Here is a 12,397-nt window from a genome sequence, read left to right as displayed (position 1 = left end):
TTCTAATTAGTTGTTGCATTTATCACCAATATCACTATAATACGCAGGCTTTCAAAATTCCCCCGGGAACTTGGAAGGATAAATTAAGCTTGGATTTCAAGCTAATAAACAGGAGTTCCGATTTGGAACTCAACGTAGATATAGATTAACAACCGGCATCTTAATTATTAAGATTGTTTCGGTCGTTTTTTTATGCTCTTTAAATGCTCTTTATATTGAGGTTTAAGAATGTCAAATCAACGCATTCGTATTCGCCTAAAAGCTTTTGACCACCGTTTGATTGACCAATCAACGGCGGAAATCGTGGAAACTGCGAAACGCACTGGCGCACAAGTACGTGGTCCAATTCCACTACCTACACGCTTTGAACGTTTTACTGTACTTACATCACCGCACGTTAATAAAGACGCGCGTGATCAGTACGAGATCCGCACCCATAAACGTCTGATCGACATCGTAGAACCAACTGACAAGACTGTAGACGCTCTAATGCGTTTAGACCTTGCTGCTGGTGTTGATGTTCAAATCAGCCTGGGTTAATCGAAAGATTAGAGAGGTTATAGGAAAATGGCATTAGGTCTAGTCGGTCGTAAAGTGGGTATGACACGTATCTTCACTGAAGATGGTGTATCTATCCCTGTGACAGTTATTGAAGCGACTCCTAACCGCATTGCTCAGATCAAATCTGACGCAACAGACGGTTATAACGCGCTTCAAGTAACCGCAGGCACTAAAAAAGCAAGCCGTGTAAACAAAGCTTCAGCGGGTCATTTCGCTAAAGCTGGTGTTGAAGCGGGTCGCGGTCTGTGGGAATTCCGCCTAAATGGTGGTGAAGGCGATTTTGAAGTAGGCGCAGAGCTTACTGTTGAATTATTCAACGAAATCAACAAAGTTGACGTAACCGGTACTTCTAAAGGTAAAGGTTTCCAAGGTGGTGTTAAGCGCTGGAATTTCAGCATGCAAGACGCTACACATGGTAACTCTCTATCTCACCGTGCTCCTGGTTCAATCGGTCAAAACCAATCACCTGGTAAGGTGTTTAAAGGTAAGAAAATGGCCGGTCATATGGGTGCTGAGCGTGTAACGACTCAAAACTTAGAACTAGTTCGCGTTGACGCTGAGCGTAACTTGCTATTAGTTAAAGGTGCTGTACCTGGAGCTATCGGCGGTGACGTTATCGTTAAACCAGCTGTTAAAGCATAAGTCCTGGAGATTTAGTGATGGAATTAGCAATTAAAGACGCTTCTGGCGCTCTTGAAGTTTCTGAAGCTACTTTTGGACGTGAGTTTAACGAAGCATTAGTACATCAAGTAGTTGTTGCATACGCAGCAGGTGCTCGTCAAGGTACTCGTGCTCAGAAGACACGTTCTGAAGTAAGCGGTGGTGGTAAAAAACCATGGGCTCAAAAAGGTACTGGCCGTGCACGTGCTGGTACAATCCGTAGTCCAATTTGGCGTTCAGGTGGCGTTAGCTTCGCAGCTAAACCACAAGACCACAGCCAAAAAGTAAACCGTAAAATGTACCGCGGTGCGATCAAAAGCATCTTATCTGAATTAGTTCGTCAAGAGCGTTTAATCGTTGTTGAAAGCTTTGGTTTAGAAGCACCAAAGACAAAAGAATTAGTTTCTAAGCTTAAAGAACTTGAGCTTAAAGATGTTCTTATCGTGACTGAAGAAGTAGATGAAAATCTTTTCTTATCGGCACGTAACCTTTATAAGGTTGACACGCGTGATGTAGCTGGTATCGACCCTGTAAGCTTAATTGCTTTCGACAAGGTACTTATTACAGCCGCTGCTGTTAAGCAACTTGAGGAGGCGCTAGCATGATCCGTGAAGAACGTCTTTTAAAAGTGATCCTTGCTCCACATATCTCTGAAAAAAGCACAATTGCTGCTGAAGAAAACAACACGATTGTTTTTAAAGTAGTAAATGACGCAACTAAAGCTGAAGTTAAAGCAGCAGTTGAGAAGCTTTTTGAAGTAGAAGTAACGGGTGTTCGCACACTTAACGTTAAGGGTAAAACAAAACGTACTGGCGCACGTTTCGGTCGTCGTAGCGACTGGAAAAAAGCTTACGTTACTCTTAAAGAAGGCAGCGAGCTAGACTTTGTCGGCGGCGCCGAGTAATAAGGGGATAGAATTATGGCACTTCAAAAGTGTAAGCCTACTTCTGCGGGCCGTCGTCACCTAGTTAAAGTGGTTAACCCAGATCTACATAAGGGTAAGCCATACGCACCACTTTTAGAGAAAAACTCTAAATCAGGTGGTCGTAATAACAATGGTCGTATTACGGTTCGTCATATCGGTGGTGGTCATAAGCAGCATTACCGTTTAATCGATTTTAAACGTACTAAAGATGGCATTCCAGCCACTGTTGAGCGTTTAGAATATGATCCAAATCGTAGCGCAAACATCGCTCTTGTATTATATGCAGACGGTGAGCGTCGTTACATTATCGCACCTAAAGGCTTAAAAGCTGGTGATGCAATCCAGTCTGGTGTTGATGCACCAATCAAACCTGGTAATGCATTACCTATGCGCAATATGCCTGTAGGTTCGACTGTTCACAACGTAGAATTAAAACCAGGTAAAGGTGCTCAAATCGCACGTTCTGCTGGTGCATACGTTCAAATCCTTGCTCGTGATGGTCAATATGTAACATTACGTCTTCGTTCAGGCGAAGTTCGTAAAGTTGAATCTGATTGTCGTGCGACTCTAGGTGAAGTAGGCAATGCTGAGCATATGCTTCGTTCACTTGGTAAAGCAGGTGCAAATCGCTGGCGTGGTATTCGTCCGACAGTTCGTGGTGTTGCCATGAACCCGGTTGATCACCCACACGGTGGTGGTGAAGGTCGTACATCTGGTGGTCGTCATCCTGTGTCTCCATGGGGTAAACCGACTAAGGGTGCGAAGACGCGTAAGAACAAGCGTACGGATAAATTTATAGTACGTCGTCGTACTAAGTAATATTGAGGAATAGCCATGCCACGCTCTCTCAAGAAGGGTCCTTTTATAGACCTACACTTGCTGAAGAAGGTAGAGAAAGCTTTGGAAAGCGGTGAAAAGAAGCCAATTAAAACTTGGAGCCGTCGTTCAATGATCATACCTAACATGATCGGATTGACCATTGCTGTCCATAATGGTCGCCAGCACGTGCCAGTTTTCGTTTCTGACGAAATGATTGGTCACAAACTAGGTGAATTTGCACCAACTCGCACTTACCGTGGCCATGCTGCGGATAAGAAAGCGAAGAAACGATAAGAGGGGAAGATAAATGCAAGCATTAGCTAAACATAAATTCGCCTCTGGTTCGGCGCAAAAAGCTCGTCTAGTTGCAGACCAAATTCGCGGACTACCTGTAGACCGCGCATTAGAAATCCTGGCGTACAGCCCTAAAAAAGCGGCTGTATTAGTTAAGAAAGTACTTGAGTCTGCTATTGCTAACGCAGAGCATAACGAAGGTGCTGACATTGATGAGCTTCGTGTAACTACGATTTTTGTGGACGATGGTCCAACAATGAAACGTATTATGCCACGTGCTAAAGGACGCGCAGACCGCATCCTTAAGCGTACAAGCCACATCACTGTTGTGGTTTCAGATAGCTAGGAGTATAAGTAATGGGACAAAAAGTTCATCCTACTGGTATTCGCCTAGGTATATCTAAACCTTGGGTTTCTACCTGGTACGCGAGTTCAAAAGATTTCTCTGATCAGCTTTTTGGCGATCACAAAGTACGTACTTTCCTTACTAAGGAATTAAAAGCGGCTTCTGTGTCTAAAATCGTTATTGAGCGTCCAGCTAAATCTATCCGTGTAACAATTCATACGGCTCGTCCGGGTGTTGTTATCGGTAAAAAAGGCGAAGACGTAGAGAAATTACGTCAAGCGGTAACTAAGATTGCTGGTGTACCTGCTCAGATTAATATTTCTGAAGTACGTAAACCAGAACTTGATGCACAACTAGTAGCAGACGGCATTGCCTCTCAACTAGAGCGTCGTGTAATGTTCCGTCGCGCTATGAAGCGTTCGGTACAAAATGCAATGCGCATCGGTTCTAAAGGGATCAAAGTTGAAGTTAGCGGTCGTCTTGGCGGCGCAGAAATCGCACGTTCAGAATGGTATCGTGAAGGTCGTGTACCTCTACATACTCTTCGTGCTGATATCGACTACGCAACTTCTGAAGCCTTAACCACTTATGGTATCATTGGTGTTAAAGTTTGGATCTTCAAAGGCGAAGTTATTGGTGGTTTACCACTAGTACAAGAGCAAGAGAAGCCAGCTAAACGCGCACCAAAGAAAGCCAAGAAAAGTGCTAAGTAGAGGTAGCGAGTAATGTTACAGCCAAAACGTACAAAATTCCGTAAAATGCACAAAGGCCGCAACCGCGGTTTAGCGCAAAACGGTAACAAAGTAAGCTTCGGTACTTTCGGTTTGAAAGCTACTGGTCGTGGCCGCATGACTGCTCGTCAAATCGAAGCAGCTCGTCGTGCTATGACGCGTCACGTGAAACGTCAAGGTAAAATCTGGATCCGTGTCTTCCCTGACAAGCCGATCACAGAAAAACCTCTTGAAGTTCGTATGGGTAAAGGTAAAGGTTCTGTTGAATATTGGGTTGCTGAAATTCAGCCTGGTAAAGTACTTTACGAAATGGAAGGTGTTTCAGAAGAGCTTGCTCGTGAAGCGTTTGACCTTGCAGCTCGTAAACTGCCATTCAAAACAACTTTCGTAACTCGGACGGTAATGTGATGAAAGCAAGCGAACTAAAAGATAAAAGCGTAGAAGAGCTTAATGCTGAACTTCTAGGACTTCTTCGTGAGCAGTTTAACCTGCGCATGCAAGCAAGCACTGGTCAGTTAGCTCAGACACACACGCTAAGAACAGTACGTCGCGATATCGCGCGTGTAAAAACAATTATTAACCAGAAGGCAGGTCAATAATGAGCGATAAAATTCGTACTCTTCAAGGCCGTGTAGTTAGCGACAAGATGGAAAAATCTTTCACTATCGCAATCGCACGTTACGTGAAGCACCCAATCTATGGGAAATTCATTAAACGTACAACTAAGCTACACGTACATGACGAAAACAACACAGCAAAAGCGGGTGACGTAGTTACTATCCGTGAATGTGCACCAATTTCTAAGAATAAATCTTGGACTTTAGTAGACGTTGTTTCTAGTCCAAAACAAGCTTAATTTTTAATTAAGTTGGTTTTGTAAAAAAGCCCTGGCATTAGCCGGGGCTTTTTTTGTTTGGGGCTATAAGTTTTAAGTGGTAGGTTTTCAGCTATCAGCAACTCGCAGTGGGGCTGAACGCCGTAGCTTGGATTGAGTCTAGGACACCCGAAGAGAAAAGAACGCAAAGAATATACTGGCATTAAGTTTATACCACCATAAAAGAATGCTACCAACATATGCTAATGGGAGATTAATTTCCAAATTATTTCTTTAGAGGATTTGTGGGAGGGTGAGTTTTATTATGTTTGTGGTTTATTGGGCTATTGTTTAGTTTATGGTTCTGCTCAACTGTGTATTACCATACAGTAAGTTTTTTATAAGCCAATTTTCTGTAAAGAATTTATCAACTATAAACTATCTACCCATTTGATAGTTAGTAAGGTTTTGTTAACTCATAAGTCTCTAATCTATTATTATAAAAAGAATGTGCCGATTGAGATGAGAATAAGCCCTTGCAAGCGCAAAGGCTTCTCTTTTTTATGCTGACTTAGTTACCAAATCATTTCTACAAATTCAGGGTGGTCGATATATGGGTTACGATTCCCTTGAAACTCATAAGCGGCTTGGTTTCGGTCCAGCTCCATTTGGCTAACAGGGTCGGCGTTATGCCAGTTAAGTAGCATAGTTACAACCCAGCTCTCGAATACCTTATTACTTGTACCATTAAGCACTGCATTACTTGCAGTTGTGTTATTTTGCCACGAGCTTATAACGTTTTCGTAGCGCGTAGCCATATAAAAATAAGCACGAGCAAAGTCCCCTTTAAACTCATCAATTGGCTCAAATACAGTACCAGAGTAATTTAGTGAGCTTATGGCTGAACCTAATTTGCTGCCGTTAGTTGAAGTAAATGAAGCACTTGATACTTCACCAAACGGAAAATTACTACGCTTTGAGTTTACGTACCCATCTGTGGCATAAATATGATGAACATCGGAATTCATAGGTTCTTTAGTGCCGCCAAACCAGCTTTTAGGAAATGCATGTTCACGATTATAGCAATCTGCCTCACTATTGTATGAACCACACTGATCACTTACAGCACTATAGCTGTAACTGTCTGAACCATTTGGCTTTTCACTGTACATATCGACGATACTGTTATCGCGTTCAAAATATTTATCGCGAGACGAAGAGTCGTAAAAATTCCAAATAGCGCTGTAACCTTGTGAATTATGGTTGTTTATAATGTTATACAGTTCTGTTTTTAATGCATAGCCTGTAAGGCTTTGCGCTGTTACATAATAGCCTGTGGGGGTTGAGGCTGTTTGCTCATTACTATTTTTTTCTGAGTTGCTGTCGGTATTGGGTAAAAAGTTATCTACATAAACTGTTTCTTTACCATCAAACCCGCTTACATCATAAAAGCGCAAGCCTACTTTAATTGTTTTGCTGCTACTTGCTTTATAGCTGTGGCTTATCGTTTGCCACTGATTAGTTTTTGCTTGGTTTGAATAGCCTTGATAGCCATCTATATACAAGCGTGCTTTAACTTTTCCTTCGGTGTGGTAAACATCAACAGAAAATTCATATGTTTTACCTGCTTCAACACTTATTATTTGCAGCAGATCAGTGTTGCTTTGCGTAGCTGTCGTTACATTTATAGCAGCGGCGCTACTACCACTTTTAACTTTACTGGTTGTGCGTGTTAAGCTGATTCCGTTATCGATAGTGCTCCAAGAACTAGGTGTATTGCTTGTCCACTGTTCAAAGCTGCCGTTAGTTACATTTGCGATTGTCGGTAATGCGCTTAATAGTAATGCGGTACCAAGTAATGTATTTGTATATGTCCCGAGTGACATGATCGTTCCTATTTTTTTTGTGAGGCGGTAATATACCTTATATTAAGCGGGTTACAAAATTGTTAATGCATAGTTTCATAAAAAACAACAATTAGTCTTTAAGCTGTTTTTGAAGGTCTTTATATAAATTAATAACTAAATGGAATAACAAAGCAGATTCTATTCTTTTTTTATAAACACATAGCCCGTTATCCTTCATACTTAGAAAACCTCAACAGAGACGCTCTGCAAGAGGGAAACTCATTTTTAACAATGCTTATATTGCATTGTGTTTAATTTTTCAGGGTTATGGGGAATAGATTCATGTTGTTAGGTCAACTAAACGCTGCGGCAAGCCCGCTAACGCAAGAGCAAGTACAGAAGCTGCAAGGCTTAGTGGCTGAACTCAATCCAATTCAACAAGCGTGGGTAAGTGGTTACTTAGCCGCTAATGCTAACTCTGCTGCTTTGGGCGGCCCAGTGGCAAATGCACCTGCTGCTAGCGATGCTGCACCGTTAACAATTTTATATGGCTCACAAACAGGTAACGCAAAAGGCGTAGCAACTAAGCTAAAAGAACAAGCGGAGTCTCGCGGACTCGCTGTTAAGTTAGTAAGTATGTCGGATTACAAACCAACAGCCCTGAAAAAAGAAAAGTTTTTAACCATTGTGGTATCTACTTACGGTGAAGGCGAGCCACCAGAAGATGCCGAAACACTGTACGAATTTTTAACGACTAAAAAAGCGCCTAAATTAGATGGTGTAAAAGTAGCAGTACTTGGTTTAGGTGATTCTAGCTATGAATTTTTCTGCCAAACAGCAAAAGACTTTGAAGAGCGTTTAAATAAACTTGGCGCAGAAACCATTTTTCAGCGTGCTGACCTAGATGTTGACTACGATGATGAAGCTGCAATATGGATCACGGGTGCACTAAATGCATTTGAACCTGATATAAAAGCGCAGCAAGATGCTGCTGGCGGTCAAGTTGTATCAATGCCATTTGGCGCGCCAACGACTGCTGCCAGCCAATACACCAAACAGAATCCGTTTGAAGCAGAGCTTTTAACTGTTCAAAAAATTACTGGCCGCGACTCTACTAAAGACGTACGCCATGTTGAGATTTCGCTTGAAGGTTCAGACATTACTTATACTCCAGGTGATTCGTTAGGTGTGTACTTTTTAAATGACGACGTGTTAGTTGATGAAGTGCTTGAGCTTACTCAAATAGCGGCAACTAGTATTGTAAAAGTAGGTGATGAAGAGCTAAACGTACGCGATGCTCTAATTGAAAAGCTAGAGCTGACTCAGTCATACCCAGGTTTTGTAGAAAAATACGCTACAGCAACAGGTACGCCTGAATTATTAAAGCTTGTAGAAGATAAAGCTGCAATGCGCGCATACATCGAGCCTCGCCAAATATATGATGTCATTCGTCAAAACCCAGCAAAGCTTGATGCGCAAACGCTAGTAGATTGCTTACGTAAATTACAAGCGCGTTTATATTCAATTGCTTCTAGCCAAAGTGAGGTGGAAGACGAAGTACATTTAACACTTGGTTTAGTGCAGTTTGACTCATTTGATAGTGAGCACTTAGGTGGCTGTTCTGGTTATTTAACTCGCCGCGCAGAAGAAGGCTGTAAGGTTAAGGTATTTAGCGAACATAACGACAACTTCCGTTTACCTACTAATGATGAAACACCAATTATTATGGTTGGCCCAGGTACCGGTATTGCACCGTTCCGCGCATTTCTACAAGAACGTGACTCGCGTGAAGCACAAGGTAAAAACTGGCTGTTTTTCGGCAACCCACACTTTACCCAAGACTTTTTATATCAAGTAGAAATACAAGGTTATTTAAAGTCAGGTTTACTTAGTAAAGTAGATGTTGCATTTAGCCGTGACCAGGCTGAAAAAGTATATGTACAAGACAAATTACGCAGTAACAGCAAAGACGTATTTGCATGGTTAGAAGCAGGCGCGCACTTGTATATTTGTGGCGATGCAAACCGCATGGCAAAAGATGTACACAATGCCCTTGTTGATATCATTAAAGAAAACACAGGCAAGAGCAACGAAGACGCAGAGCAATACTTAAAAGACTTACGTAGCGCTAACCGCTATCAGAAAGACGTGTATTAATCACGTTTCTTATTTTATTAACAGCTAGCAGCCGTCACTGTAACAAATTTAGGATTTAAAATGAGCGAACAAGATAAAAACGTAAAACTTTCTGATAATGAGCGTTTGAAAAGAGAAAGTAACTTTTTACGTGGCACCATAGAGCAAGATTTAAAAGATGAAATTACCGGTGGTTTTACAGCCGATAATTTTCAGTTAATACGTTTTCACGGTATGTATCAACAAGATGACCGTGATATTCGTGGTGAGCGTGCAAAGCAAAAGCTAGAACCGCTTCATAACGTAATGTTACGTGCGCGTATGCCTGGCGGTATTATTAAGCCAGAGCAGTGGTTAGCAATCGATAAATTTGCTGATGACAAAACAAGCTACGGCAGCATTCGTTTGACTACACGTCAAACGTTTCAGTTTCATGGTGTATTAAAGCCTAATATTAAAGGTATGCACCAAATGCTTGATAGCGTAGGTATAGACTCTATTGCTACAGCGGGTGACGTCAACCGTAACGTACTGTGTACTACTAACCCTGTTGAATCTGAGCTACATCAAGAAGCTTACGACTGGGCTGCAAAAATTTCTGAGCATTTGCTACCAAAAACGAAAGCGTATGCTGAAATTTGGCTAAATGGCGAAAAAGCAGAAACGACAGAAGAGCCAATTTTAGGCTCTAACTACTTACCACGTAAGTTTAAAACAACGGTAACTATTCCGCCTAACAACGAAGTTGATGTGCATGCAAATGACTTAAATTTTGTAGCAATTGCTGAAAATGGCAAGCTTGTAGGTTTTAACGTCCTTGTTGGTGGTGGCCTTGCCATGACTCATGGCGATACTGCAACGTATCCGCGTAAGGCTGATGACTTTGGTTTTATTACCTTAGACGACACGCTAAAAATTGCAGAACATGTTGTATCTGTGCAGCGCGATTGGGGTAATCGTTCAAACCGTAAAAATGCAAAAACTAAATACACATTAGACCGTGTAGGTGTTGATGTATTTAAAGCAGAAGTAGAAAAACGCTCAGGCGTTACATTTGCACCAAGCCGTCCGTATGAGTTTACTCATCGCGGCGATCGTATTGGTTGGGTTGAAGGCATTGATGGTAAGCACCACTTAACGCTATTTATTCAAAGCGGCCGTATTTTAGACTACCCAGGTAAGCCGCTTAAAACAGGGTGTCGTAAAATTGCAGAAGTTCACCAAGGTGATATGCGTATGACGGCAAACCAAAACCTAATTATTGCGGGTGTACCTGCAGATCAAAAAGCAGTGATTGAAGAAATTGCCCGTAATCACGGCCTAATTGATGATAAAGATACCGAGCAACGTAAAAACTCTATGGCATGTGTAGCATTACCAACATGTCCGCTTGCTATGGCTGAGGCTGAGCGTTACTTGCCAAGCTTAATTGAAAAAACCGAAGCACTGCTAGCTAAACACGGTATTCCGGATGACAGCATTATTATGCGTGTTGTTGGTTGTCCTAATGGTTGTGGCCGCGCAATGCTTGCAGAAGCCGGTTTAGTAGGTAAAGGCCCAGGTAAATACAACGTTTACTTAGGCGGTAACCTTGAAGGTACGCGCATTCCTAAATTGTACCTAGAAAACGTAGGTGAAGATGTTTACCTAGAGGCGTTTGATAAGCTAATTGGCCAATGGGCAAGCGAGCGCAAAGACGGTGAATGTTTTGGTGACTTTGTTATTCGCAAAGGCATTGTTTCTGAAGTTAAAGTGTCAGTAACTGATTTTCACGCATAATTAAATACCAGCGCTTTAGCGCTGGTGAGGCTTGGAATTTTCCATGAGTGAATTTAAAAATATTTTACAGCTAGATAAACAAAGCCAAGCGGCTATGTTAGCTGATGCTAATGGTTTACTAGCGAATATGAGCGCTGAGGAGCGTGTTGCATGGGCGCTTGATAACTTGCCAGAAACGGCATTTTTATCATCTAGCTTTGGTATTCAAGCAGCGGTAATGCTGCATTTAATGACCTCACAACGCCCAGATATACCAGTTGTTTTAACCGATACGGGCTACTTGTTTCCTGAAACCTATCAGTTTATTGAGCAAATGAGCGAGCGACTATCACTTAACTTAAAAGTGTATAGAGCGCAGTTAAGCCCAGCATGGCAAGAAGCTAAATTTGGAAAGCTATGGGAGCAAGGTGAAGACGGTATTAAGCAATACAACCAACTTAATAAAGTTGAGCCGATGACTCGCGCACTTAAAGAAATTAAAGCAGGCACTTGGTTTAGCGGTTTACGACGCGATCAATCATCTACTCGTGCTGATAAACCGTTTGTAGAAATAAGTCGAGGTACAGTAAAAGTGTACCCGATTATTGAATGGTCAAACCGCGATGTGTATCAATATCTTACTAAGCACGACTTACCTTATCATCCGTTATGGGAGCAAGGTTATGTGTCGATGGGAGATGTGCATACAACACGTAAGTTAGAGCCAGGTATGAGCGAAGAAGAAACTCGCTTTTTTGGTTTAAACCGTGAATGTGGCTTGCACATGGATGGTGATGGTATTTAACCTTTAATACTAAAAAGTGTACATTTTTAAGCGCAGCTCAGGCTGCGTTTTTATTACAAAAAAATTGCCTGTTTAAGAATTTTTTATTAGACTCATTATGATAAAGGATTAATTAAAGCAGGAGCCTATGAAATACTTTACCTACCTAGCAATATCAGTCATGGTTATTGCTGTCATCTCTTTGTTTTATTTAAAAAAGCCCGATGGACAAACATGGCTTTCTACTTCTTCAATTAGCAACAAATCTCTACAAATTAAAGAGAAAATGGTTACGCTTTCTACCGATACGCTCGACCAAGCAGTGCAAGGTGTAAAGCAAGCTGGCGATAAAATAGCGAGCAGTATTTCAGACGAACCCATTCCTTCCACTATATCAAGTAGTAAAATTTATAAGTGGCAAGATGAAAGTGGCCAATGGCATTTTTCAGATACGCCAAATCCAGATGTAACAAGTATTGAGGTAAAGTTAGACCCTAAAGATATTACAGTTATTGCTGCTGAAGATACGTCTATTTTAAACGCTACCTCTAATACAAATAAAATGACAGCAACCCCTGAAACGCCCTCAATATTAAATCCAAATTCGGTAAAAAAGTTGTTTAATGATGCCGAAAACGTAAAAGAAAAACTCGAAAAACGTAATAAAGAAATAAACAACTTAAGTGCGCTTTAATTAGTATGAGCTAGGTAAATCGCTACAA

General features: G+C 41.6%; 16 protein-coding genes. 15 read left to right on the top strand and 1 reads right to left on the bottom strand.

All coding sequences use genetic code 11. From position 1 onward, the window contains the following. Positions 1-228: 228 nt before the first annotated feature. From rpsJ to rpsQ, 11 genes are read left to right on the top strand one after another with little or no spacing between them, the layout of a single operon-like run. Positions 229-540, top strand: coding sequence for a 30S ribosomal protein S10 (rpsJ, locus tag J8L71_RS13470; protein WP_002957900.1), 312 nt, complete (start codon positions 229-231; stop codon positions 538-540). A gap of 27 nt (positions 541-567) precedes the next feature. Continuing rightward, positions 568-1,203 carry a 50S ribosomal protein L3 gene (gene rplC, locus J8L71_RS13465; RefSeq protein WP_016709048.1) on the top strand — a complete coding sequence of 212 codons (636 nt, stop codon included), beginning with the start codon at positions 568-570 and terminating at the stop codon, positions 1,201-1,203. Positions 1,204-1,220: 17 nt separating this feature from the next. Further along, positions 1,221-1,826, top strand: a complete 606-nt coding sequence (rplD, locus tag J8L71_RS13460; RefSeq protein ID WP_004588686.1) for a 50S ribosomal protein L4 — start codon at positions 1,221-1,223, stop codon at positions 1,824-1,826. Next, the gene (gene rplW / locus J8L71_RS13455; RefSeq protein WP_054206127.1) at positions 1,823-2,125 is read left to right on the top strand and encodes a 50S ribosomal protein L23; all 303 of its coding nucleotides are present in this window, start codon (positions 1,823-1,825) and stop codon (positions 2,123-2,125) included. The genes rplD and rplW overlap by 4 nt, the downstream gene beginning before the upstream one ends. 15 nt (positions 2,126-2,140) lie before the next feature. After that, positions 2,141-2,965, top strand: a complete 825-nt coding sequence (rplB, locus tag J8L71_RS13450) for a 50S ribosomal protein L2 (RefSeq protein ID WP_007376192.1) — start codon at positions 2,141-2,143, stop codon at positions 2,963-2,965. Between the two features lie 15 nt (positions 2,966-2,980). Then, on the top strand, positions 2,981-3,259 hold the full coding sequence (gene rpsS, locus J8L71_RS13445; RefSeq protein ID WP_004588689.1) for a 30S ribosomal protein S19: 279 nt from the start codon (positions 2,981-2,983) through the stop codon (positions 3,257-3,259). 13 nt (positions 3,260-3,272) lie between these two features. Further along, complete coding sequence (gene rplV, locus J8L71_RS13440) at positions 3,273-3,605, top strand: 50S ribosomal protein L22 (protein WP_004588690.1); 333 nt, start codon at positions 3,273-3,275, stop codon at positions 3,603-3,605. Between the two features lie 11 nt (positions 3,606-3,616). Next, the gene (rpsC, locus tag J8L71_RS13435; RefSeq protein ID WP_004588691.1) at positions 3,617-4,318 is read left to right on the top strand and encodes a 30S ribosomal protein S3; all 702 of its coding nucleotides are present in this window, start codon (positions 3,617-3,619) and stop codon (positions 4,316-4,318) included. Positions 4,319-4,330: 12 nt separating this feature from the next. After that, positions 4,331-4,744 (top strand): 50S ribosomal protein L16, encoded by a 414-nt coding sequence (gene rplP, locus J8L71_RS13430; RefSeq protein WP_002957890.1) that lies wholly within the window; start codon positions 4,331-4,333, stop codon positions 4,742-4,744. Then, positions 4,744-4,935, top strand: coding sequence for a 50S ribosomal protein L29 (rpmC, locus tag J8L71_RS13425; protein WP_004588692.1), 192 nt, complete (start codon positions 4,744-4,746; stop codon positions 4,933-4,935). The genes rplP and rpmC overlap by 1 nt, the downstream gene beginning before the upstream one ends. Beyond that, a complete protein-coding gene (gene rpsQ / locus J8L71_RS13420) occupies positions 4,935-5,192 on the top strand; it encodes a 30S ribosomal protein S17 (RefSeq protein ID WP_006791355.1) in 258 nt (85 codons plus the stop codon). The genes rpmC and rpsQ overlap by 1 nt, the downstream gene beginning before the upstream one ends. Positions 5,193-5,725: 533 nt before the next feature. Here rpsQ and J8L71_RS13415 read toward each other — a convergent pair. After that, entirely contained in the window at positions 5,726-7,036 is a 1,311-nt protein-coding gene (locus J8L71_RS13415; RefSeq protein WP_211000975.1) for an endonuclease, read from the bottom strand. Between the two features lie 303 nt (positions 7,037-7,339). Here J8L71_RS13415 and J8L71_RS13410 point away from each other — a divergent pair, with 303 nt between their 5' ends. From J8L71_RS13410 to J8L71_RS13395, 4 genes are all read left to right on the top strand, one after another. After that, on the top strand, positions 7,340-9,154 hold the full coding sequence (locus tag J8L71_RS13410; protein ID WP_211000974.1) for an assimilatory sulfite reductase (NADPH) flavoprotein subunit: 1,815 nt from the start codon (positions 7,340-7,342) through the stop codon (positions 9,152-9,154). Positions 9,155-9,214: 60 nt separating this feature from the next. Continuing rightward, complete coding sequence (gene cysI, locus J8L71_RS13405) at positions 9,215-10,912, top strand: assimilatory sulfite reductase (NADPH) hemoprotein subunit (protein WP_211000973.1); 1,698 nt, start codon at positions 9,215-9,217, stop codon at positions 10,910-10,912. 43 nt (positions 10,913-10,955) lie between these two features. Continuing rightward, entirely contained in the window at positions 10,956-11,696 is a 741-nt protein-coding gene (locus tag J8L71_RS13400; RefSeq protein ID WP_211000972.1) for a phosphoadenylyl-sulfate reductase, read from the top strand. A 127-nt stretch (positions 11,697-11,823) separates the two neighbouring features. Continuing rightward, positions 11,824-12,369, top strand: a complete 546-nt coding sequence (locus J8L71_RS13395; protein WP_211000971.1) for a DUF4124 domain-containing protein — start codon at positions 11,824-11,826, stop codon at positions 12,367-12,369. The last annotated feature ends 28 nt before the right edge of the window (positions 12,370-12,397 follow it).

Source organism: Pseudoalteromonas sp. MMG007 (assembly GCF_018100985.1).
GTDB lineage: Bacteria > Pseudomonadota > Gammaproteobacteria > Enterobacterales > Alteromonadaceae > Pseudoalteromonas.
This window is presented reverse-complemented; position numbering and strand designations above follow the sequence as displayed.

Excerpts from the sequence above, each read along its gene's own strand:
- rpmC (WP_004588692.1), top strand. The coding sequence starts at position 4,744 with ATGAAAGCAAGCGAACTAAAAGATAAAAGCGTAGAAGAGCTTAATGCT.
- rpsC (WP_004588691.1), top strand. The coding sequence starts at position 3,617 with ATGGGACAAAAAGTTCATCCTACTGGTATTCGCCTAGGTATATCTAAA.
- J8L71_RS13410 (WP_211000974.1), top strand. The coding sequence starts at position 7,340 with ATGTTGTTAGGTCAACTAAACGCTGCGGCAAGCCCGCTAACGCAAGAG.
- J8L71_RS13400 (WP_211000972.1), top strand. The coding sequence starts at position 10,956 with ATGAGTGAATTTAAAAATATTTTACAGCTAGATAAACAAAGCCAAGCG.
- rplD (WP_004588686.1), top strand. The coding sequence starts at position 1,221 with ATGGAATTAGCAATTAAAGACGCTTCTGGCGCTCTTGAAGTTTCTGAA.
- rpsJ (WP_002957900.1), top strand. The coding sequence starts at position 229 with ATGTCAAATCAACGCATTCGTATTCGCCTAAAAGCTTTTGACCACCGT.
- rplV (WP_004588690.1), top strand. The coding sequence starts at position 3,273 with ATGCAAGCATTAGCTAAACATAAATTCGCCTCTGGTTCGGCGCAAAAA.
- rpsS (WP_004588689.1), top strand. The coding sequence starts at position 2,981 with ATGCCACGCTCTCTCAAGAAGGGTCCTTTTATAGACCTACACTTGCTG.
- rplB (WP_007376192.1), top strand. The coding sequence starts at position 2,141 with ATGGCACTTCAAAAGTGTAAGCCTACTTCTGCGGGCCGTCGTCACCTA.
- rplP (WP_002957890.1), top strand. The coding sequence starts at position 4,331 with ATGTTACAGCCAAAACGTACAAAATTCCGTAAAATGCACAAAGGCCGC.
- rplW (WP_054206127.1), top strand. The coding sequence starts at position 1,823 with ATGATCCGTGAAGAACGTCTTTTAAAAGTGATCCTTGCTCCACATATC.
- rpsQ (WP_006791355.1), top strand. The coding sequence starts at position 4,935 with ATGAGCGATAAAATTCGTACTCTTCAAGGCCGTGTAGTTAGCGACAAG.
- rplC (WP_016709048.1), top strand. The coding sequence starts at position 568 with ATGGCATTAGGTCTAGTCGGTCGTAAAGTGGGTATGACACGTATCTTC.
- J8L71_RS13415 (WP_211000975.1), bottom strand. The coding sequence starts at position 7,036 with ATGTCACTCGGGACATATACAAATACATTACTTGGTACCGCATTACTA.
- J8L71_RS13395 (WP_211000971.1), top strand. The coding sequence starts at position 11,824 with ATGAAATACTTTACCTACCTAGCAATATCAGTCATGGTTATTGCTGTC.
- cysI (WP_211000973.1), top strand. The coding sequence starts at position 9,215 with ATGAGCGAACAAGATAAAAACGTAAAACTTTCTGATAATGAGCGTTTG.